The 19,328-nt window shown below is 65.5% G+C and carries 21 protein-coding genes and 2 pseudogenes; 12 read left to right on the top strand and 11 right to left on the bottom strand.

Going from position 1 to position 19,328, the window contains the following annotated elements; translation table 11 throughout:
- The first annotated feature begins 29 nt into the window (after positions 1 to 29).
- The gene (locus OYT95_RS01660) at positions 30 to 725 is read left to right on the top strand and encodes a GntR family transcriptional regulator (RefSeq protein WP_037227759.1); all 696 of its coding nucleotides are present in this window, start codon (positions 30 to 32) and stop codon (positions 723 to 725) included.
- Positions 726 to 949: 224 nt separating this feature from the next.
- Here OYT95_RS01660 and OYT95_RS01655 read toward each other — a convergent pair whose 3' ends face one another.
- Entirely contained in the window at positions 950 to 1,213 is a 264-nt protein-coding gene (locus OYT95_RS01655) for a WhiB family transcriptional regulator (protein WP_304363923.1), read from the bottom strand.
- A 230-nt stretch (positions 1,214 to 1,443) separates the two neighbouring features.
- On the opposite strand from OYT95_RS01655, the gene OYT95_RS01650 reads away from it, so the two are divergent.
- Positions 1,444 to 2,880 carry a PLP-dependent cysteine synthase family protein gene (locus tag OYT95_RS01650; RefSeq protein WP_128638768.1) on the top strand — a complete coding sequence of 479 codons (1,437 nt, stop codon included), beginning with the start codon at positions 1,444 to 1,446 and terminating at the stop codon, positions 2,878 to 2,880.
- Here OYT95_RS01650 and OYT95_RS01645 read toward each other — a convergent pair.
- Positions 2,871 to 3,380, bottom strand: a complete 510-nt coding sequence (locus OYT95_RS01645) for a GNAT family N-acetyltransferase (RefSeq protein ID WP_128638767.1) — start codon at positions 3,378 to 3,380, stop codon at positions 2,871 to 2,873. The two genes, OYT95_RS01650 and OYT95_RS01645, sit on opposite strands and share 10 nt — an antisense overlap.
- A 483-nt stretch (positions 3,381 to 3,863) precedes the next feature.
- Between OYT95_RS01645 and OYT95_RS01640 the strand changes: the two genes are divergently transcribed.
- Positions 3,864 to 4,928 carry an LLM class flavin-dependent oxidoreductase gene (locus tag OYT95_RS01640; RefSeq protein WP_268790714.1) on the top strand — a complete coding sequence of 355 codons (1,065 nt, stop codon included), beginning with the start codon at positions 3,864 to 3,866 and terminating at the stop codon, positions 4,926 to 4,928.
- A 162-nt stretch (positions 4,929 to 5,090) separates the two neighbouring features.
- Here the strand turns inward: OYT95_RS01640 and OYT95_RS01635 are convergent, their stop codons facing one another.
- Positions 5,091 to 6,122 carry an aldo/keto reductase gene (locus OYT95_RS01635; RefSeq protein ID WP_128638765.1) on the bottom strand — a complete coding sequence of 344 codons (1,032 nt, stop codon included), beginning with the start codon at positions 6,120 to 6,122 and terminating at the stop codon, positions 5,091 to 5,093.
- A 312-nt stretch (positions 6,123 to 6,434) separates the two neighbouring features.
- Here OYT95_RS01635 and OYT95_RS01630 point away from each other — a divergent pair, with 312 nt between their 5' ends.
- Entirely contained in the window at positions 6,435 to 7,229 is a 795-nt protein-coding gene (locus tag OYT95_RS01630) for a class I SAM-dependent methyltransferase (protein WP_037227963.1), read from the top strand.
- 72 nt (positions 7,230 to 7,301) lie between these two features.
- On the opposite strand, the gene OYT95_RS01625 is transcribed toward OYT95_RS01630, so the two are convergent.
- Positions 7,302 to 7,673, bottom strand: coding sequence for a thioesterase family protein (locus tag OYT95_RS01625; protein WP_037227960.1), 372 nt, complete (start codon positions 7,671 to 7,673; stop codon positions 7,302 to 7,304).
- Between the two features lie 272 nt (positions 7,674 to 7,945).
- On the opposite strand from OYT95_RS01625, the gene OYT95_RS01620 reads away from it, so the two are divergent.
- Positions 7,946 to 8,761: a bifunctional allantoicase/(S)-ureidoglycine aminohydrolase gene (locus OYT95_RS01620; protein ID WP_128638764.1), complete on the top strand. Its 816-nt coding sequence runs from the start codon at positions 7,946 to 7,948 to the stop codon at positions 8,759 to 8,761.
- 81 nt (positions 8,762 to 8,842) lie between these two features.
- Here the strand turns inward: OYT95_RS01620 and OYT95_RS01615 are convergent, their stop codons facing one another.
- Positions 8,843 to 9,742 carry a helix-turn-helix transcriptional regulator gene (locus OYT95_RS01615; protein ID WP_128638763.1) on the bottom strand — a complete coding sequence of 300 codons (900 nt, stop codon included), beginning with the start codon at positions 9,740 to 9,742 and terminating at the stop codon, positions 8,843 to 8,845.
- Positions 9,743 to 9,843: 101 nt separating this feature from the next.
- On the opposite strand from OYT95_RS01615, the gene OYT95_RS01610 reads away from it, so the two are divergent.
- Both OYT95_RS01610 and OYT95_RS01605 read left to right on the top strand, forming a co-directional pair.
- Positions 9,844 to 10,893, top strand: coding sequence for an alcohol dehydrogenase catalytic domain-containing protein (locus OYT95_RS01610; RefSeq protein WP_268790713.1), 1,050 nt, complete (start codon positions 9,844 to 9,846; stop codon positions 10,891 to 10,893).
- 158 nt (positions 10,894 to 11,051) lie between these two features.
- A complete protein-coding gene (locus OYT95_RS01605) occupies positions 11,052 to 11,936 on the top strand; it encodes an aldo/keto reductase (RefSeq protein WP_268790712.1) in 885 nt (294 codons plus the stop codon).
- Between the two features lie 49 nt (positions 11,937 to 11,985).
- On the opposite strand, the pseudogene OYT95_RS01600 reads toward OYT95_RS01605, so the two are convergent.
- The 6 genes and pseudogenes from OYT95_RS01600 to OYT95_RS01575 form a co-directional block, all read right to left on the bottom strand.
- Positions 11,986 to 12,250 (bottom strand): annotated as a pseudogene (locus tag OYT95_RS01600) (YdeI/OmpD-associated family protein).
- 138 nt (positions 12,251 to 12,388) lie between these two features.
- A pseudogene (locus OYT95_RS01595) lies at positions 12,389 to 13,616 on the bottom strand (cytochrome P450).
- A gap of 94 nt (positions 13,617 to 13,710) precedes the next feature.
- Complete coding sequence (locus OYT95_RS01590) at positions 13,711 to 13,959, bottom strand: ferredoxin (protein ID WP_328286530.1); 249 nt, start codon at positions 13,957 to 13,959, stop codon at positions 13,711 to 13,713.
- 63 nt (positions 13,960 to 14,022) lie between these two features.
- A complete protein-coding gene (locus OYT95_RS01585; RefSeq protein ID WP_268790711.1) occupies positions 14,023 to 14,625 on the bottom strand; it encodes a DUF4097 family beta strand repeat-containing protein in 603 nt (200 codons plus the stop codon).
- Between the two features lie 317 nt (positions 14,626 to 14,942).
- Positions 14,943 to 15,122, bottom strand: a complete 180-nt coding sequence (locus tag OYT95_RS01580; RefSeq protein ID WP_268790710.1) for a hypothetical protein — start codon at positions 15,120 to 15,122, stop codon at positions 14,943 to 14,945.
- A gap of 269 nt (positions 15,123 to 15,391) precedes the next feature.
- On the bottom strand, positions 15,392 to 15,661 hold the full coding sequence (locus tag OYT95_RS01575) for a hypothetical protein (RefSeq protein WP_235214442.1): 270 nt from the start codon (positions 15,659 to 15,661) through the stop codon (positions 15,392 to 15,394).
- Positions 15,662 to 15,803: 142 nt separating this feature from the next.
- Between OYT95_RS01575 and OYT95_RS01570 the strand changes: the two genes are divergently transcribed.
- From OYT95_RS01570 to OYT95_RS01555, 5 genes are all read left to right on the top strand, one after another.
- Positions 15,804 to 16,199 carry a cupin domain-containing protein gene (locus tag OYT95_RS01570; protein WP_037227739.1) on the top strand — a complete coding sequence of 132 codons (396 nt, stop codon included), beginning with the start codon at positions 15,804 to 15,806 and terminating at the stop codon, positions 16,197 to 16,199.
- A gap of 66 nt (positions 16,200 to 16,265) precedes the next feature.
- Positions 16,266 to 16,424, top strand: a complete 159-nt coding sequence (locus OYT95_RS44615; RefSeq protein ID WP_378494626.1) for a hypothetical protein — start codon at positions 16,266 to 16,268, stop codon at positions 16,422 to 16,424.
- Positions 16,421 to 17,401: a PDR/VanB family oxidoreductase gene (locus OYT95_RS01565; RefSeq protein WP_268790709.1), complete on the top strand. Its 981-nt coding sequence runs from the start codon at positions 16,421 to 16,423 to the stop codon at positions 17,399 to 17,401. Before OYT95_RS44615 ends, OYT95_RS01565 begins: the two co-directional genes overlap by 4 nt.
- A gap of 186 nt (positions 17,402 to 17,587) precedes the next feature.
- Entirely contained in the window at positions 17,588 to 18,085 is a 498-nt protein-coding gene (locus OYT95_RS01560) for a dimethylamine monooxygenase subunit DmmA family protein (protein ID WP_268790708.1), read from the top strand.
- A 58-nt stretch (positions 18,086 to 18,143) separates the two neighbouring features.
- Positions 18,144 to 19,145: a heme-dependent oxidative N-demethylase family protein gene (locus OYT95_RS01555; RefSeq protein WP_268790707.1), complete on the top strand. Its 1,002-nt coding sequence runs from the start codon at positions 18,144 to 18,146 to the stop codon at positions 19,143 to 19,145.
- Positions 19,146 to 19,328 lie beyond the last annotated feature (183 nt).

The raw sequence follows: 19,328 nt of genomic DNA, 5'->3' as shown, positions 1-19,328 counted from the left end.
CCCCCGTCCCTCGAACCTGGAGTCGCGCAATGACCACCCGCCGCACCGCGCAGCGCTCCGCCTCGATCGGCGGCACCCATCAGTCACTGCGAGATCGCGCCTACATCGAATTGCGCGAGCGAATCATCGAAGGCCGATATCCGGCCGGATTCCGGCTGGTCGAGCGGGAACTGTCCGAGGAGTTCGGTTTGTCACGGATCCCACTGCGCGAGGCGCTGCAGCGATTGGAATCCGAGGGATTCGTGACGGTGGCACCACGACGCGGCGCGGTGGTCGCGAAATTCGACGCGGCGGCGGCCGAGAATCTGTTCGATGTGCGCGAAAGCCTCGAGGGGCTGGCGGCGCGGCTGGCAGCTCTGCACGCCACCGCCGGCGAACTTGAGGCCCTCCGTGCAATCGTGGCCCGTTCCCGCGCCGCCGCCGAGACCGGGAAGACCCGCCAGGTCGTCGCGCTCAACGCGGACTTCCATCGGACGATCGTCGAGGCATCCCACAACCCCCTGCTGCAAGATCTGATGGCGCCACTCGATGCGCGACTGCGACGTCTGTTCCACCTCACCTCGACCCGCGACGACGGCGACACCATGTGCGGCGAGCACGAGCAGCTCTACCAGGCGCTCCGAGCTCGAGACGCGGACGGAGCGGAAGAACTGGCCCGCCGACACGTCGTGGGTACCCGGGTCGAGGCCCTCCGCTCCCTGGCCGCCGAGACCGGGACGACCTGAGGATTGCTCCCCGGTCGCGGGAAGTACCGGCAGGGCATCCTCGATGTCACCGGTGTCCGATCCGGATCACGGACGGCCCGCAGGGGAAGTTCGACGGACTGTTCCGGTGCCGCGATCGAACGGACGGAGACCCCGCCAACTCGTCTCGAGAAGACGTCGTTGACGGGGCCATCCACCACGTCGGTGTTCTCGCCCCTCTGAGAACGCCGAACGCGGGTATTCGCTCACCGGCCGAGACGTGCCAGCCGTTCGCCCGGTGTCGTCGCACCCCAGACGCCGTGCTGTTGGCCGGTGTGGAGGGCATACTCGAGACATTCCTCCACCACCGCGCAGCCGCGGCAGAACTCCTTGGCGAGATCTTCCCGCTCGGAGCGAGCGTTCCTGCGTTCGGCGTCCGCCGGGAAGAAGATCTCCGCGTCCTCTTCATGGCAACGCGCAGACAATCGCCACTGCCACAACTCGGTGTCGTGAGGCTGCAGTGTCGTCACCGGTGTCGACATCTTTTCGACTACCCCCTTCGCTCTCGGTCGCCCCGAATTACAGCCCATTCGCCAGCACACGAGAAGAATTCGAATCTCCAGGATTTCGGGTGAACTCGATGCGCTGTTGGGTGGCGAGCCACTGAAGATCTGATCGGCGTGACGCGAATCCTGTTGCTCGACGACCGCTCTTGCGATGCTGACCGAGTGACACCAGGGCGGCCTCGAAAGGCAGACGCATGACCATCCTCGATCCCCCCGCAGTCGATACTGAGAGCCTCGGAGTCTTCGACTCGATCACCGACGCCATCGGCAACACACCCCTCGTCCGGTTGAACCGGGTAACCGGAAGCATCTCCGCGACGGTGTATGCCAAGCTCGAGTTCCTCAACCCCGGCGGAAGTGTGAAGGATCGCGCCGCCCTGGCCATGATCCACGCGGCTGAAGAATCCGGGGAACTCCTGCCCGGAGGCACCGTCGTGGAAGGCACGTCGGGCAATACCGGAGTCGGGCTGACGTTGGTCGCCGCCGCTCGGGGATACCGTTCCGTAGTCGTGGTACCCGACAAGACGAGCGTCGAGAAGATCGCGTTGCTGCGGGCACACGGGGCGCAGGTGCATGTGACACCGGGCGGCCGGCCCAGCCATCATCCCGAGTTCGTACGCAACGTGGCCACTCGACTCGCGGCGGAGATTCCCGGCGGCTGGCTCGCCGGCCAGTACGACAACCCGGCCAATCCCGACGCGCACCGCACCACGACCGGACCGGAGATCTGGCGTCAGACCCAGGGCCGAGTCACTCATTTCGTTGCCGGTGTCGGAACCGGTGGGACCATCACGGGGACGGGGGAGTTCCTGACGAAGATCTCCGGCGGGGCCGTGCAGATCATCGGTGCGGATCCCGAGACCTCCGTATACGGCGGGGGAGACGGACGGGCCTGGTACATCGAATCCGTGGGGCATTTCCTGCACCCGCAGACCGTGCAGGACGAGTGGCCGGATTCCTATCACCCGGACGTCGTCGATCGACTCGAGCGGATCCCGGACATCGAGGCGCTCACGGTGCTGCACCGCCTCGCCCGGGAGGAAGGCCTCCTCGTCGGAGGTTCCGCCGGTACAGCGGTCGCCGCCGCCCTGCGGGTCGCGCGGACCCTCGGTCCGGACGACGTCGTGGTCGTGATCGTCCCGGACTCGGGCCGGGCCTACCTGTCGAAGTACTTCGACAACGAGTGGCTGGGACGGCTGGGCTTCCCGCTCTACCACGCAGCGACCGGACCCGTTGTGGGTGACGCACTGGGCGGCCGGGGGAGCGCACCCCGGGCAGTGCCGTCCACCGCAACCGTCGCGGAGGCGCGTGACGTGCTCGCCGACACCCCGGTGCTACCCGTCGCGCTGGCGCGCCCGGTCACCGGTCCGGTCGTGGTCGCGGAGATCCTGGGGTCCGTCGGTGCCGCGGCGCTGTCAGACGGTCCGGACGACGACCCGGTCGGCGTGCACGTCGATCAGCCGTTGCCCGTCGTGGGAGTCACCGAAGAGCTGACGGTCGCCGTGCGACGAATCCGGGGGCACCGGGGGCCGGTCGTCGTGTCCGAGAACGGGCGAGCCGTGGCGTTGGTCGACGCCGACGTCGTCCGCACCTCGTCTGTTACGTGGAGTGCGGCGATCCGTCACCCCTGATCGAATACCTTCTCGAAGCAATTCGAGAAGGGCAAGATCTCGTACGGGGAGAAGATCGGAATCCGCGAGTAGCCACTCTTCTCGTACAACCTGACCGCGTCGGGTTGCCGGTCGCCGGTCTGGAGAATCAGGCGGGGGCGCCCCGCCTTCCTGGCGGCATCCTCGACTGCGCTCAACAACGCTGTCGACACGCCGGTTCCGCGATGCTCCACTGTGACGAACATCCGTTTCAACTCCAGGTCGTCGCCGTTCCACCGGAGTGCGGCGTGACCGACCGCTTCTCGTTTGCCGGTCGTCACCTCGGCGGTGTACACCACCACTGTGACGAAAACGGATGTCGGGTCAACCGCATTGGTGGCGGCCCGGTCTGCAGTCGATACTCGGTCGGAGTATCGCGGCCCCACTTCGTCGGCCATGGCCGCTCGCAATGCCTCCGCGTCGGGATCGAACCAAGACACCTCGCTGACGTGAAGTGTCGAGAGTGCTAGTTCAGAGGGCATTCACATTCTCCGTCGATGAAAACGCAATTTCGATTGATGATTCACCGTCTTCATCCATGCTTCGAGGGTTGAAATCATCTTGACGCCAATGGTGTCCGGGGAAGGGGCATCGATGAAGGTGCAAGGTGCACTGGGTATTTCCGATCGGGAGGAATTTATGTCCCGTTGCGTCGAACTGTGGCACGTCAGGTCCTGTTTCTCTCCATGGAGGACGGAACGCGGGGACGTGCAACGGTGGCAACCGGGGTTAGTCTCGCGATGTCCGGATGCTGGTCACGTCGTCCGGTCGGGTGCATCCCTCGGGCGAAAGTAGGGAAGTGACGCAATGGCTTCGTGACGAAGGTCGCCAGTGGCGAGGCCTGGGCATGTGACCCGCGCACCGCTGACAGCGGGGACCGAGCGGTGGCGACGCGGCGCAGCTCCGTGCGCGGCCGCTGCTCTTCGTCCTGGTCATCACCACCATCGAACAGGAATCACCACCCCATGAGTCTCGAATTCCTCTGGTACATCCCGAATCAGGTCACCCCGGGACACCGCGGCGACGCCGTCACGGTTGACCACAACAGCCTGGACACCCTCACGGCGCAGGCGAAGGCCCTCGAGGAACACGGCTGGAAAGGGGCATTGATCGGCACCGGTTGGGGTAGGCCCGACACACTCACCGTCGCCGCCGCCCTTGCGGCCAGGACGGCGACATTCGAGCCGCTCATCGCGATCCGACCCGGCTACTGGCGACCGGCTCACTTCGCCTCCGCTGTCGCTACTCTCGACCACCTGACCGGTGGCCGGGTCCGGATCAACATCGTGTCGGGAAAGGACAACCTCGGAGCGTACGGCGAACACGAGAGCGACCAGGCTCACCGTTACGCCCGCACCAAGGAGTTCCTCCAGCTCGTCCGCAAGCTGTGGACGGAGGAGAACGTCACCTTCCGGGGTGAGCATTTCCAGGTCACCGATTCCACGGTGCTGCCCCGGATCTCGCCACACGGAGGCCGGCTCCACCCGAAGCTCTACTTCGGTGGCGCGTCCGAAGCCGCCGAGCATGTTGCGGCGACCGAGGCCGATGTACAGCTCTTCTGGGGAGAGCCTCTCGTGGGTGTGCAGGAGCGCATCGAACGGTTGCGGTCACTGAGTGAGGAACTCGGCCGAGAGCATGCGCCGCTCGAGTTCGGCCTGCGGATCACCACTTTCGTCCGGGACACGACCGAGCAGGCATGGGCCGAGGCAGAGGCGAAGGTAGCGGAGATGGCGAAGAACCAGGGTGCGCCGCCGCAGAACCCGCATCGCCCGACAGCCGTGGGACAGCAGCGACTCCTCGACCTGGCTACCCGTGGCGACGTACTCGACGACAACCTGTACACCGCACCCGGAAAGGTCGGTGGCGGCGGCGCCGGCACCACCTGGCTCGTCGGCTCCCCGGAGGACGTCGCGAAGTCGCTGCGCAAGTACCAGGATCTGGGCATCACCCACTTCGTGCTCTCCGACACCCCGTATCTGCCGGAGATCGAGCGTCAGGGCAATCAGCTCCTGCCGTTGCTGCGCGAATGAGCCGGGGGAGCGCTACTTGTGCTTCCCGCAACAGCTTTGAACAAACGGTGACAGTCACCCGCCCGCGCTGCCGGCGCGAGCGGGTGACTGGTTGTCATCGGCTGGTGGCTCTGTCACACAACGAATCCCGGCGGACGAAGCACGCCGGAATATTCTCGGCGGTCAGAGTCCGAGTCCGGTCCCGTGCACACCGTGTTCCTCGATGAGCGCGAGTTCTTCGTCGGTGAGCGCCGGAAAGTTCAGGGCCGCGATGTTGTGGTCGAGTTGCTCGGTCGAACTCGCTCCGATCAGCGCCGAGGTGACCTCCGGCCGCCGCAGTACCCACTGCAGCGCGAGTTGTGCGAGGGATTGGCCGCGTGCCTCGGCGATCTTGTTGAGCTCGGCGGTGCGCTGCCGGTAGGTCTCGTCGATTAAATCCGGCGTCAGGAACGTGCTGTTCTGTGCTCGTGCGCGCTCGGGAATCGTTTCGAGGTACTTGTCGGTCAGCAGACCCTGCGCCAGGGGTGAATACACGATCAGCCCGAATCCGTCCTGGCGGGCGGTGTCCAGCAATCCGTTTTGTTCGAGGCGACGGTCGTAGATCGAGTAGCGCGCCTGGTGAATGAGCAGCGGAACGCCGGCCTGGCGCAGTAGTTCGGCGGCTTCGTGGCTGCGATCGGGCAGGTAGTTGGAGATGCCGACGTAGAGCGCTTTGCCCTGCTCCACCGCGCTGACCAGCGAACCGACGGACTCTTCCAGCGGCGTGCTGAGGTCGGGGCTGTGATGGTAGAAGATGTCGACGTAGTCGGTGCCGAGGTCGCGCAGACTGTGGTCGAGCGAGGCGAGGATCGATTTGCGCGAGCCGCCCCTGAGATACGGGCTCGGACCGATCGGGTTGCCTGCCTTGGTCGACAGGATGAGCTCGTCCCGGTAAGGCGCGAGGTCTTTGGCGAGCACGGCGCCGAAGTTCTTCTGGGCTGCGCGATGCGGTGGACCGTAGCGGTCGGCGTTGTCGAAGTGGGTAATGCCCAGGTCGAACGCGTGGAGGATGATTTCCCGCTGCGTCGCATAAGCGTAGTCGCTACCGAACTTCTGCCACAGGCCGAACGAGAAGGCAGGCAGATCGAGACCGGAGTTTCCGGTGCGGTGGTACGGGACCTTCTCGTAGCGGTCCTCGGCAGCGGTGTAGGGGAGATCGAAGGGGCTAGCGGTCATGGGTGTCGTCTCTTCCGTTCTGGTCGGTGGCCGTGGCGCGGGCAGACGCGGCTCTCTTTGCGGCGCTCACCACTATCGAGGTGCAGCTACACGCCGACGTGGATCCATGCGAACACTGTCACCGAACGGTGACGGAATGGGAATCGTTCGGATCGCGCAGATTCAGTGGAAGGTCTCGAGCGGATCGACGAACCGTCCACCCCGGCAGCCTCCGTGCCGTCGACAGGTGTGCGGCGGGATCCGGTGCAGGGGTCGACCGGGCACGGCCGGTTACGGATTGGGGGGCGCAAGACGCGGCATTATCTTGGTGTGGTGGGCGATGACGCTTGGGCCGGTTTGGCTGACCAATTTGCCGATGAGGCGTATGCCTCGGTGAAGGGACGCGTGCGCACCTATGTGCTGCACCAGCAGCTGCTGGAGCATTTGCCGGCGCCTCCAGCGTCTGTGCTCGACGTCGGCGGCGGCGCAGGTCATCAATCGTTCCCGCTGGCCCACGCCGGTTACGACGTGACGCTGCTCGACCCGTCGTCGGCGATGCTGGACAAAGCTCGACAGCGACTCCAGCAGTTGCCTGATGAGGCGCAGCGACGGGTGACGCTCGTGGAGGCCGACGGTGAGAACGCCGACGAGGCGGTGAACGGTCAACGCTTCGCCGCCGTCTTGTGTCATGGCGTGCTCGGATACCTGGAGCGGCCGGAGCCATTGCTCGAACAGCTGTGCCGGTGTACTGCTGCCGGCGGCGTCGTCTCGATCATGGCGGGCAACGCTAAGGCGATGGCAGTGCGCCCGGCCTTGGAACTACGATGGGACGACGCTCTGGCATCGTTCGACACCAGGGGAGAGGTCGGGGTGCTGGGAGTGCCTACTCGAGCCGACACGGTGGAGGAACTCAGCGAGCTCCTGCGGAGCTGCGGCGTGGAACCCCTACGCTGGTACGGGGTGTGGCTGTTTGTCGATTGGCTCGATTTCAGTGGAGCCGAGTTGGACTCCAGCGATTCGAAGCAGGTGGCGGCGGCGGCCGCAGTCGAACTCGAGGCCAGCCGACGAGACCCCTACCGCCAACTCAGCCGCGTCTTTCATCTCGTGGGACGAAAGGGTCCGAGCTGACCGGACACAGCATGGCCAGATCGTCACCATAGTGAATCGACGGTCTTCAGCGCTGCGCGATTCGTTGTTCGATCAGCGGTTGTCGTCCCCGGGGGACGACGCATCGAGGAACCGGTCGCGGTCGACGATCGCCCGGTCGATCTCACCCGACGCGACAACCTTCCCCGAGCTGTCGATCGCTCGCACGGTGAAGGTGAGCCGATGGCCGACAGCGGCGGCTGGGGGCTCGGCAGCGATCTCGACGCCGGCGCCGACCGGCGTGGGGCCGAGGTGCTCGATTCGGACAGCGGTCCCGACCGTCGTCTGGCCCGCCCCGATGAACGGTGCGGCGCAGGCGATGGTGGCCGCCTCCATCCACGCAATCAGCCGTGGGGTCGCCAGTACCGGAACGTCACCACTGCCCAATGCGGTCGCGGTATCGGACTCACCTACCTCGTAGCGCACCGCTCTACGGTACGCCAGACGCGGGCCGGCCATCTGGTCGACAATGCCGGATCGAGGTGCTTCGGGTTCGCCGGCTTGCTGGGTGGGATCGGCACTCTCGACGGGATCAATCTCCGAGGCGAAGTTCCAGTAATCGAGCAGGGGACGCCCGGGGCGGTCCTGTCACCCACATGTGATCAGCTATGTACCCATAGGACACTGGACCACAGGCGGAAAATCGACACCACGCCGGCATGCCGCCGCCCCTATCCCGACAACCCGATAAGGACAGCATGAACTACTTCGTTCCGCGAGGCGGCCTGCCGCCGCAAACCGACCTGACCACCGACCGCGCGGTCTTCACGGAGTCCTACGCGGTCCTGCCGCGTCGCACGATGAGCGATATCACCGCCAGTCTGCTGCCACACTGGAACGGAACCAGGGCGTGGGTGCTGGCGCGGCCGTTGTCCGGATTCGCGGAGACCTTCTCGCAGTACATCGTCGAGGTCTCGTCTGGTGGCGGTAGTGACCGTCCCGATGCTGATCCGGGCGCCGAGGCGGTGGTGTTCGTTGTCGACGGTGCGCTGACTCTCACACTCGACGGGGTCGAGCATGCGCTGGATGCGGGCGGCTACGCATTTCTCGCTCCCGGCGCCCGGTGGACCCTGCACAACCACAGTCCGGCCACCGCGACGTTCCATTGGATCCGCAAGACCTATCAGCAGGTCGACGGCATCGAGGTGCCCGAGTCCTTCGTGACCCGGGAGCGCGATGTCGTGGGCGTCGAGATGCCCGACACGAACGGGGCGTGGAAGACCCAGCGGTTCGTCGATCCGAACGACACCCGCCACGACATGCACGTCAACATCGTGTCCTTCGAACCGGGAGGTGCGATCCCGTTCCCCGAGACGCATGTCATGGAACACGGCCTGTACATCCTCGAGGGCAAGGCGGTGTATCTGCTCAACAAGGATTGGGTCGAAGTGCAGGCGGGCGACTTCCTGTGGTTGCGTGCCTTCTGTCCCCAGGCGTGCTACGCGGGCGGGCCGAGTCGCTTCCGCTATCTGCTCTACAAAGACACCAACCGGCACGCCGGCCTCCAACTCTGACTCTCCTGAATCGGGTCATGATCCGGTGGCTGCTGCCGTTGGCGCCCGGGTGGCGGCCCACCGATCGCCTGTGCACAGGGGTCAGTGCGGTCTGCTGGGAGCGTCGTGTTCGGTGCCGAGTCGTTCCTGACTAGCGGCCCAGGAAGCGAGGAGCGTGAGGGCGTCGGCGGTGGGTGTGCCGGCGGCTGCGGTATAGATGTTGAGTTGCAGGCCGGGTTCGGAAGACAGTTCGAGTGCTTCGAAGTCGAGGTCGAGTTGGCCGACGGCGGGGTGGTGCAGGCGCTTTCGGCCGCTGCGGTGGAAGCGGACGTCTTGTGATGCCCAGCGTTGGCGAAATAGTTCGCTTTGGGTGGACAGTTCCCCGACCAGTGCGATGAGTGCTTTGTCGTGGGGGTTGCGGCCTGCTTCGAGTCGGAGCATGGCGGCTGCGTCCCTGGCGATGGTGTCGTAGTCGACGAAGAAGTCTGCGGCTGCCTGGGGGTGGAGGTAGACGAATCGGGTGGTGTTGGCGGGGCGGCGGGGGTCGGCGAGCACGGGGGAGTAGAGGGCGCGCGCGAGGTCGTTCATCGCGATGATGTCGTGGCGGCCGTTGCGGACCCAGGCCGGTGCGTCCGTGATGGCATCGAGTACTTGCTGGATTGCCGGACGCACGGTCACCGGTGGAGTGCGGGGGCGGCGGGTGGTGCTTGCCTGTGCTTGCCGGGCGAGGGCGAAGAGGTGGTCGCGTTCGGCGTCGTCGAGTTGCAGGGCGACGATGAGGCCGTCGAGGACGCTGTCGGAGGCGCCGGCGAGGTTGCCGCGTTCCATGCGGACGTAGTAGTCGACCGAGACACCGGCGAGCATGGCGACCTCTTCGCGGCGCAGGCCTTTGACGCGGCGGTTACCGCCGTACACGGGTAGTCCGCTCTGCTCAGGGGTGATGCGTGCGCGCCGCGTGCTGAGGAACTCGCGGATTTCGGTGCGCAGGTCGGTCGAGCTCATGAGTCCACGGTAGGCAGCGATCGCCGGATGTGGGAGGTACTGGCAGTACCCGGAACGTCCGTGACTCCCCGCGCGGCCGGAATGGAGGTCAACTGGGTGGCATGAAAGCGACGTACATGTTCGGCGCGGGCGATGTCCGTGTCATCGATGTTCCTGATCACACCATCCAGTCGTCCACCGACGCTCTGGTTCGGATCGTGCGGGCCTGCGTGTGTGGCAGCGACCTGCATCCCTATCACTCCATGGAGGTCGATCCTGCGGGCAGATCGATGGGGCACGAGTTCATCGGTGTCGTCGAAGCAACCGGTTCGGATGTGAGGACGTTGCGTGTCGGTGACTTCGTCATTGCGCCGTTCGCGGTGTCGTGTGGCACGTGCGCGTTCTGCGCTGCGGGTCTGCAGACCTCGTGTGTGCGTGGCGGGTTCTGGAATGACGCCTCGCTGGGTACGGCGGGTGGTCAGGCCGAGGCGGTCCGGGTGCCGCTGGCCGACGGCACGTTGGTAAAGGTGCCGGTGGGCGAGGACGCCGACGATGCGCTGCTCGACTCCTTGTTGACGTTGTCGGATGTGTACGGCACCGGCTGGCATGCCGCGATCCGCGGCGGCGTCGGCGAGGGCAGTGTGGTGACCGTGATCGGTGACGGGGCGGTCGGGTTGATGGCGGTGCTGTCGGCTCGCCAGCTCGGTGCCGAGCAGATCGTGTTGATGGGGCGGCACCAGGTGCGCACCGATCTCGGTCGCGAGTTCGGTGCGACCGATGTGGTTGCCGAGCGTGGTGAGGAGGGAATCGCGAAGGTTCGTGAGCTGACCGGCGGCCTGGGCAGCGCGATCGTCCTCGAGGCGGTCGGTCACCGGCCCGCCTACGATCAGGCTGTGGGCGTCGTCCGCGCGGGCGGAACGATCAGTCGTGTGGGGGTGCCCCAGTACGAGGACGCGCCGGTCGGGTTCGGGAGCCTGTTCGGGCCGAACGTCACCCTGACCGGTGGTCCGGCGCCGGTGCGCGCGTATATCGAGCAGCTGCTTCCGGCAGTCCTGGACGGCATCGTGCAGCCGGGGAAGGTGTTCGACCGGACCGTCGGACTTGCTCAGACGCCGCAGGGCTATGCCGCGATGGATGCCCGCGACGCGCTCAAGGTCGCGGTCCGGCCGTGACAACCGCTGTTTCCGGTCGGGCCACGGGCGCGCCGATGATCCTGGTGCGCGCCGCATTGCGGGTTGGCTCCGCATACACCCGCCGCACGAGATCCGCGGCATGACAACTGCTCAGTGCGTCACTCCCCGCGCGTGCTGACCGATCCTAAGGTTGAAGCATGACCATCCCCGAATTGACTTTGAACAACGAAATCACGATGCCGGCACTGGGTTTCGGGGTGTACCAGACCCCGCCCGATGACACTGTTGCTGCGGTCGAGGCGGCACTGGAGACCGGATACCGGCACATCGACACCGCCGCTGCCTATCAGAACGAACGCGAGGTCGGTGAAGCCATACGCCGTTCGGGCATCGATCGCTCGGACATCTTCATCGAGACCAAGATCTGGATCACCGACTACGGCTACGACGCGACGCTGCATGCCTTCGACAAGAGCGCACGCAAACTCGGAATCGATCAGATCGACCTGCTGATACTGCACCAGGCTCTGCCCGGCGAGTTCACCCTCACCGTCGAGGCCTACAAGGCGCTCGAGACGCTGCTCGCGGATGGCCGCGTCCGCGCCATCGGTGTCAGCAACTTCATGTCCGGTCACCTCGCGCGACTGCGGGACGAAACATCGGTGGTGCCGGCGGTCAACCAAATCGAGGTACATCCGTACTTCCGTCAATCCGACGTGCTCGCGGCCAACGCCGCACGAGGGATCGTGTCCCAAGCGTGGTCTCCGATCGGTGGCATCACCTTCTACCGCCACGGTTCCCACGGCTCGACACTCGACGATCCCACCATCAAGAACATCGCAGCGGCACACGGGAAGACGCCGGCCCAGACGATGCTGAGGTGGCACCTGCAGCAGGGCCGCCAGGTGATTCCGAAATCGGTCACCCCGTCGCGTATCACCGAGAATTTCGACGTCTTCGACTTCGAGCTCACCGCCGATCAGCTCACCGCGATCGACGCTCTCGACACCGGGGTGCGCGGCGGACCGGAACCTGACGACATCACCCGCGAGACATTCGGCTTCGAAATCCCGGAAGCCTGAGGAGTACCGCAATACAGATCGACCCCCATACCGCGAGCACGACGAACTCCTACTTGCCGGTCTTTTCCCGGTGACGACAACCAGGCCAGCAGCATGGGCGGCGCTTGCCCTCAGCCAGTTCGGTATGCGTCCTCTTGATCCGACGCCGTCTCGTCTCATCGAGCTTGGCATCCTCGACCCAGCAGATCCACTCATTGCGTGCCAGGGGTGATGTCGTTCCACGCGGCCAGTGCCGGGCCGTTATCGACCAATGCCTGTCGTAGATCTGTTGGCACTCCATGCACCGTGCCGCTCGGGACCGTGGGCTTGCCCATGTTTCGAGACTACCGACGGTCGCCCGGTATGGCGGGCGGTAGCCAAGCGCGGCGTGGTGTCGGTCCACCGGCAGGCCGCCTCCATCTGGCGGTCGCCGCATGCCGGCTTCGCCCACCTCTCGACGATGGCCTCGCGAGTTACCGGGCCGTTTCCATCCAGGTGACCGGTAGTTCGTGGACAGCCATAGATGTTCATATCGGTTCTGAGTTTCACATCGTCGGCGGGGATGGCGAGTTCGAGAGTGGGGAAGCGGCGCAGCAGTCCGGCGAAACCGGCGCGCATCTCGATGCGGGCCAGTTGCTGGCCGAGGCATTGGTGGACGCCGTGACCGAAGGACAGGTGACCGCGGGCCTTGCGGCGGATGTCGAGTGTGTCGGGGTCGTCGAAGCGCTGGGGGTCGCGGTTGGCGGCCAGCAGTGAGACGACGACGGTCGATCCCTTGCGGATTGTTTCGCCGCCGAGTTCGATGTCTTCCGTGGCGTAGCGATAGAAGATGTCGGCAACGGCCAGGTAGCGCAGGAGTTCTTCGACGGCATCGGGTAGCAGGTCCGGGTCGGCGCGCAGTTCGGCTAGTTGCTCCGGGTGCTCCAGAAGCGCGAAGGTGCCCAGTGCCAGCATGTTGGCGGTGGTCTCGTGGCCCGCGAGTAGCAGCAGGAAGGCGGCACCGGTCAGCTCCTCGATGGTGAGGTCGTCATGGCGGGCCAGGTCGGAGAGTATGTCTTCGCCGGGGGCGGCGCGTTTGCTGGTGACGAGGTCGGAAAGGTACGTGGTCAGTGCAATGTACGCGGCCATCTTCTCGTCGAGCGGCTGGTCCTTGACCAGGAACTTGGCGGAGTTGACCTGGAAGTTCTCGCGGTCTGCGTAGGGGACACCGAGCAGTTCGCAGATCACCAGCGAGGGCACCGGCAGCGCGAACTCCTTGACCAGGTCGACCGGCGGGGTCAGGCGCGCCATCTCGTCCAGTTGCCGCTCGGCGATGTCGGTGATGTGGTCTTCGAGCTGCTTCATGCGTTTGACGGTGAAGGCGCCGGTGAGTTTGCGCCGCAGCCGGGTGTGGTCCGGCGGGTCCATGGCGATGAACAGGCCCGGGATTTGCGGGGACGGTTCGGTGGCGGCGGGCATGCCGGGGGTCTCGTAGGGCACGTGGAGAATGCCGATGTCCTGGCGGGAGCTGAGTCGGGTGTCGGCCATGAGCCGGCGGACCGCGTCGTAACCGGTGACGAGCCAGCCCTCGTGACCGTCGGGGAAGATCATGGGACTGACGGGGCGAGCTTCGCGCAGCCGGGTGATCTGTCGGGGCGGGTCGAAGGGGCCCGCATCGCGATCCATGGGGAGGCCGTGCTGGGTGGGAATCGTTCGACTCATCGGAATTCCTTTCGTGGCGGTAGTCGGGTTCCCCGAGTGTCGTGCGGGTTACCGGACGGCCGGTGGTGTCAGTGTGAGTGGTGTCTGATGGCGGTTATCGGTCGAGGATCGTGATTGCCGCGGCGGGGCAGGTGTGGGCGGCTTGGCGGACTGACGTGTGTTGCGGGGGTGGTGGTGTGGGAGCGAGCAGAAGCACCCGGCCGTCCTCGGTGTTCTGGTCGAATACCTCGGGAGCGGTCAGTACGCACATGCCGGCGCCGATGCAGCGGTCCTGGTCCACGTCGAGATGCATCGGTTGGTTCTCGAACGCGGGGCCGCCGAACGACTTTCGCAACCTGGTCACTTCAGTCGCCGGCTGAGATTGCTCGGTGGTCATGGTTTCCCTTTCTCCAGGGCCAGAAGGGGATCACGAACGGCGGATCGTGATGCCGCCGAACGAGGTGTGTGCGCGCACCTCGACGGTCTCGTCGGACGCCTCGGGCCGGGTGGTGTCGTCCAGCAGGTTGCGCACCTGCCCGAACTTGCTGTTCACCTGCAGCCGTGCGGCGGTGCCCTCGGCGATGCCGATCTCCAGGTCGCCCATCGCAGTCCCGAGCTCGACCGAGCCACGGGCCACCTCGCCGAGGCGGATGCTGCCGTTGGACGTCTTCGCCTCGACCCCCGCGCCGGCCCGGTCGACGGAGATGTCGCCGTTCGTCGAGCGCACCCGGACGTTGCCGGTGGCCGCGTCGATCATGGTGTCGCCGTTGGAGTTCTTGACGGCCACGGAGCCCTCTGTCGCTCCGATGCGAACCCTCCCGGAGCCGGTGTGGATCTCGGCGTTGCCCGCGACGCCGTCCGCGGTGACGTGACCGGCCGCGGTGTCCACACGCAGGGGGCCGCTCCGCTCGAGCCGGACGTTCCCGGCCGAGGTCTTGAACCTGCACTCCCCGAGTCGGCCGGTGCCGCTGAGGTCTCCCACCTGTACCTCGCCGGACACCTGCGAACCGCTGGGGAGGTTGATGGACACCTCCACCGACCTGGTCTTGTGGGAGAAGTCGAAAACGCGCGCTTTTGGGCCCCGAGACCTGGAGCACGCCGTTCGCGTAGTCGACGCGGACCCGCTGGGCGGCGTGCACGTCCGACTCATCGGATTCGTCGCTCGGGCGGACATCGACGGTGGTGTCGGTGCGGTCGCTCGCGGTGACCTGCACATTGCCGACGCCGAGCTCGAGCGTGACGGAAATCGGTTCGGGTGTATCGAAATTGGGCATGACTGTCCCCTTCTGATGGGTGGGCGAGACATCCCCGCAGGTCGGGGACGCGGTGTGGTGGGAGGCGGTGCGGCTACCGCACCCGGCGGGTGAGGCGCCGCGTCGTCTGTTTGACGCGCTGGGTCGTCCGGATCCCCGACTCGAGTGACCCGGTCAGGTGCTGGACCAACGTGCAGGGCGCGTCGTCGCCGCCGGCTTCGGCGTGTTTGGCGAACTCGCGTCCATGGTTGCTCACGTACGAGGTCAAGTCCATGGCACCAATATGGCACCAAAATGGCACCAGCGCAAGCCATGATGGCTCAATCGGGGCATCATGCAGCACCCGTCTCGTTCTTCTCGCAGGAAAAGTGCTGGTCAGGATCGCGTGCGGTGAAGGGCGCCGGGACGATCGGTGATGCCTTCAGGTATCGGGGAAATCGGCCTAATCACCGCCGCTCCCGCATGCCCGCTTGAATCGGCTATCCGCTGGTTGCGGCGCAACAGGTCCGTGGCCCGGGCTGCGACCGGGGCGTCGACGAAGTCTCATCCGGCATGCGCAGTGCGGCGTGCCCTGCTGCTTCGAACGAGTAAGACACGCCGCGCCCAGTCGAGTTGGTCGGGAGAGGGGGTGAAAACCCGGTGGATCGCCTGCAGCTGGGCGGGGTGGATCTCCGACATCCCGACGAATCCGAGGCCCCACGAATGTTCGGCTTCGGCCGTGAGGAGGCCGTCGTCGTCGAGTTGTGCGACCACGCTGTCGATCGGCGGCGGCAGTCCGGCCGCGCGGGCGGCGCGCACGATGAGAGCGGGCATGCGTGCTTCTTGCAAATAAACCTCCTTGTCACGCGCGTTTACGAGCACGTAACCCACGGCATGGTTTCCTGCCATTATCTTCAGTTTCATCGCATGGTGATCGACGTAGCGATTGCACAATCCCATCCCCAGGAGGACCCCAATGACCGTTGTCGATTCCAGTGCGATCGGACGGACCGTCGCACCGTTCCGCGTCACCGCAGATTTCTGGAAGTCTCTGCCGCAGATGCCGGTTGCGGAGTACCCGGGCACCGAAGGCTTCATCGACGACGTGTACGCAAACCCGGACGGGTCCGAGATGTCGGCAGGCTACTTCGAACTCCGGCGCACGGACAATCCCCTCGATTACCTCTACGAGTACGACGAAATGAAGGTTGTGCTCGAGGGCGAGTTCGTTCTCGAGAATCTCGACACCGGACAGAAGGAGGTCGCCAAGGCGAAGGACGCGATCTTCTTGCCGAAGGGATCGCGGATCCGATTCACCACCCCTGACGGTGCGTTGGCGTACTACGTCGGTCACCGCTCCTTCGCGCCGTAATCGGCGATGGCAGTGACCACGGCGTCCTCTACCCGGTGGTGGCGGTGGGTGCTGCCGTGACGTCGGGTGTTCAGCGCGCACTGTCACACTGTCACTACCGCCGCCGTGATCGACGACGAATTCCGTTGTGGCGGTTCCCGAGCAACCCTGATCGTCTACCACCACTTCTCCCGCCGTCACCATGCCAATCATGGCTATCGAGCAGATTCGGAGGATCTGACGTGACCGAAGCAGTCGAGACCGCGACAACCAGCGCCGTGGTACAGAGCGACCTTTCCGTCGAAGTTGCCGACACTTCGATGCTCTGCGAGGACATCCGTCAGGTCGTCCTGGCGCCAGTCGGTGGCGGAACGTTGCCGTCGTTCACCCCGGGCAGTCACATCGCGGTCACCTGGAAGCCGGGGACACGCAATTCCTACTCCCTGACAGGCCCGGCGATCGAACCGGCCCACTACTCGATCTCTGTTCGACTGGACCGGGCCGGCGCCGGCGGGTCGCGGTGGGTGCACAACCTCACGGTCGGCGACCAGGTGACCACGTCCCGCCCGCGCAGTGCGTTCGCTCCCATTCCGAACGCACGCCACCACGTCCTCGTCGCCGGCGGCATCGGGGTCACCCCGATCCTGTCGCACGTGCGTGCGGCAGTGCAGTGGCGTCGCTCGTTCGAGGTGATCTATTCCTTCCGCTCCGGCTTCGGCGCACACGTCGAGGACCTGATCGAATTATGCGGGGACCGGTTGACGATGGTGGAGACCCCGGAACAGTTCTGGGACCACGTGACACCGACTTTGACGCGGCAGCCGATCGGCACCCACCTCTACACCTGCGGACCGGCGCAAATGATCGACGCCGTCACCGAAGCTGCGCTCGCCGAGGGCTGGCCACTCCAGCGTGTGCACTCAGAGCCGTTCTCCTCCGGCATCTCCGCTGGGGGTGAACCCTTCACCGCGACCCTGGGCCGCACCGGTACCGCCGTGACTGTCGGACCCGACGCCAGCTTGCTCGACGCGCTGCTGGACAACGGCTTCGACGTGCCGAACCTGTGCCGGCAGGGCGTGTGCGGGGAATGCAAGCTCCCGGTGCGCGGCGGACGGATCGAGCACCGCGACATCTATCTCACCGATGAGGAGAAGTCCACGGGTGACGTGATGATGCCGTGTGTGTCCCGGGCAGCTGGCGCGGATCTGGAGCTGGACCTGTGACCTCCACGGCATCAGACACCGCAACCGAAAACCTCATGCATTCCCCATCCGCGCTTCCCCGCGAACAGTACCGGCAATGCCGCCCGGGAATGGCATGGCTTCGTGAACACGGCGACGTCACCGGCTGACCACCTCGAACACCAAACCACCGGGCCTGTTCCTCAACGACTCTCAGAGGGAAATGTCATGACAAGCATCGACGACTCCGACATCGCCACCGCGCAGGTCGGCATTACCGCGGCCAGCATGGACCTATCCGGCCGCCAGTACCTCCTGATCGCGATCGGTGATGACCCCAGTGCCACCGCCAAGGTCGAAAAGTGGGCGCGGGATCTCGACTCCGCGCACCGGGCAGTGGCGTTGCACAGCCTCCCCGACGGTGCGGGTGTCGCCGACCTGATCGACACCAGCACAGTCGGGGTCCGCATCATGGTCGCCGGGGCGGAGTACGAGGTGATGCAGGCTGTTGCGGTAGCGCGCGAGGCGGGAATTCTGCCGTGCGAGTTGTTCATCCACATCTCACACGTGGACGTGATCAACGTCTTCTGCCCGCACTGCGACACCGCCACCCGGGCCACCGCGCGCCCAGACCACACCGTTGAGTGCTCGGGCTGCGCCCGCGACCTCCTCGTGCGCCCGCACACCTCCTCGCATCGTGCGATGTATCTGGCATCGGTTGCCTGACGACCGACTGGAGATCACCCTGCACCGCCATTCCGGCCCGACTCTGGAGCGAAATACCATGACCGAACTGCTCACAAGCGACCTGACCTGTCTGCCCTGGCCTTTCCCGGCAGGGGACGAACCCTTCCGCTACGCGGTCAATGTCGAGCCTGCACCCCGGTATACCCCCACCCTCGCCGGGGGCTGGGGCCGACACGTCGTCGACCTCGGACTCGAATACGTGCCGATGATGCAGCTCAAACGGGAGATCCTGGCGAAAGACCCAGGGCGAGTGCAGATTTTGCCGCACATGATGCCCGCCTGCTGGGACGTCATGCTCTACCTCATGCGGCAGATGGCCGACTCCCACCCGGAAACCATGCAGCTGACCGGGCAGGGCAACCGCTACCACTGGCGCAACACATTGCTCGGCATCGACCAACACTTCGAAATGGGTGATCTGGTCACGCTGCCGGAGGACCCGCTGACCTTCATCGGCTGCCAGGTGCCTGACGACATTCTCCTGCTCACCGAGCGCCACGACCAACTTTGGTTCGACGCGGCCATCGTCACCTTCGCTGCCGACTGGTCGATCAAGTTCGATGTCGGTATGAACTTCAACGAAATTCACCGCCCCGTACCTGGGCTGACCAGCGGCGGCATCACCAGCCGTGCGCAGCAGTTCATGCGCCATCTCACCACGGACCGCATCTTCCGCCGCGCCAATTGGACTTTCTCCGCCGTTGGCTCACCGCACCGCGACACCAGTCTCGAAACCCGGCCCGAATGGGAAGACGACATTCCGAAGCTCGTCGCCGATGGAGACTACGGACGCGTGCAACTGCGGATCGAACTCGAACACCTCATCCGACTGCCCCTCACCGGAGCGCTCGTCTTCAACATCCACACCTACCTGGCGCCACTGTCGGACATCGCCACCATTCCCGCGTGGGCCGAGCAACTCGCCGACATCATCACCGAACTTCCCGCCGAAATCGCCACCTACAAGGGCATCGACAGTTACCGCCACCACGCCGCCCGCTGGCTGCGTACACAGTCATCGGCTCCCGCCTCCATCTGAGACGATCGACGCCCTAGGAACCCCGCGGCCGTCGATTCGACACCGTCTGGTGATCCTGAAGGTCGCCGGCTCGGCGCCTTGTCGATCGCGACCGCGGCGTGCGTAGCCGGGACTACGGACTCGGTGTTGTGCCGATACCGCTGTGCCACTTCCGAGACGGTCCCTGTTCGTGCTGTCCCGGAT

This window comes from Rhodococcus sp. JS3073 (assembly GCF_026810085.1).
In the GTDB taxonomy this organism is placed as follows: Bacteria; Actinomycetota; Actinomycetes; order Mycobacteriales; family Mycobacteriaceae; genus Rhodococcus_F; species Rhodococcus_F wratislaviensis.
The sequence above is the reverse complement of the archived record's forward strand: the minus strand, read 5'-3'. Positions and strand labels throughout refer to the sequence as shown.

What these genes read in the sequence shown, in the direction of transcription:
- OYT95_RS01640 (WP_268790714.1), top strand. Translation starts at nt 3,864, where the DNA reads ATGAGTCTCGAATTCCTCTGGTACATCCCGAATCAGGTCACCCCGGGA.
- OYT95_RS01610 (WP_268790713.1), top strand. Translation starts at nt 9,844, where the DNA reads ATGAAAGCGACGTACATGTTCGGCGCGGGCGATGTCCGTGTCATCGAT.
- OYT95_RS01580 (WP_268790710.1), bottom strand. Translation starts at nt 15,122, where the DNA reads ATGGACTTGACCTCGTACGTGAGCAACCATGGACGCGAGTTCGCCAAA.
- OYT95_RS01560 (WP_268790708.1), top strand. Translation starts at nt 17,588, where the DNA reads ATGACAAGCATCGACGACTCCGACATCGCCACCGCGCAGGTCGGCATT.
- OYT95_RS01615 (WP_128638763.1), bottom strand. Translation starts at nt 9,742, where the DNA reads ATGAGCTCGACCGACCTGCGCACCGAAATCCGCGAGTTCCTCAGCACG.
- OYT95_RS01555 (WP_268790707.1), top strand. Translation starts at nt 18,144, where the DNA reads ATGACCGAACTGCTCACAAGCGACCTGACCTGTCTGCCCTGGCCTTTC.
- OYT95_RS01570 (WP_037227739.1), top strand. Translation starts at nt 15,804, where the DNA reads ATGACCGTTGTCGATTCCAGTGCGATCGGACGGACCGTCGCACCGTTC.
- OYT95_RS01575 (WP_235214442.1), bottom strand. Translation starts at nt 15,661, where the DNA reads ATGCCCGCTCTCATCGTGCGCGCCGCCCGCGCGGCCGGACTGCCGCCG.
- OYT95_RS01645 (WP_128638767.1), bottom strand. Translation starts at nt 3,380, where the DNA reads ATGCCCTCTGAACTAGCACTCTCGACACTTCACGTCAGCGAGGTGTCT.
- OYT95_RS01620 (WP_128638764.1), top strand. Translation starts at nt 7,946, where the DNA reads ATGAACTACTTCGTTCCGCGAGGCGGCCTGCCGCCGCAAACCGACCTG.
- OYT95_RS01635 (WP_128638765.1), bottom strand. Translation starts at nt 6,122, where the DNA reads ATGACCGCTAGCCCCTTCGATCTCCCCTACACCGCTGCCGAGGACCGC.
- OYT95_RS01605 (WP_268790712.1), top strand. Translation starts at nt 11,052, where the DNA reads ATGACCATCCCCGAATTGACTTTGAACAACGAAATCACGATGCCGGCA.
- OYT95_RS01660 (WP_037227759.1), top strand. Translation starts at nt 30, where the DNA reads ATGACCACCCGCCGCACCGCGCAGCGCTCCGCCTCGATCGGCGGCACC.
- OYT95_RS01650 (WP_128638768.1), top strand. Translation starts at nt 1,444, where the DNA reads ATGACCATCCTCGATCCCCCCGCAGTCGATACTGAGAGCCTCGGAGTC.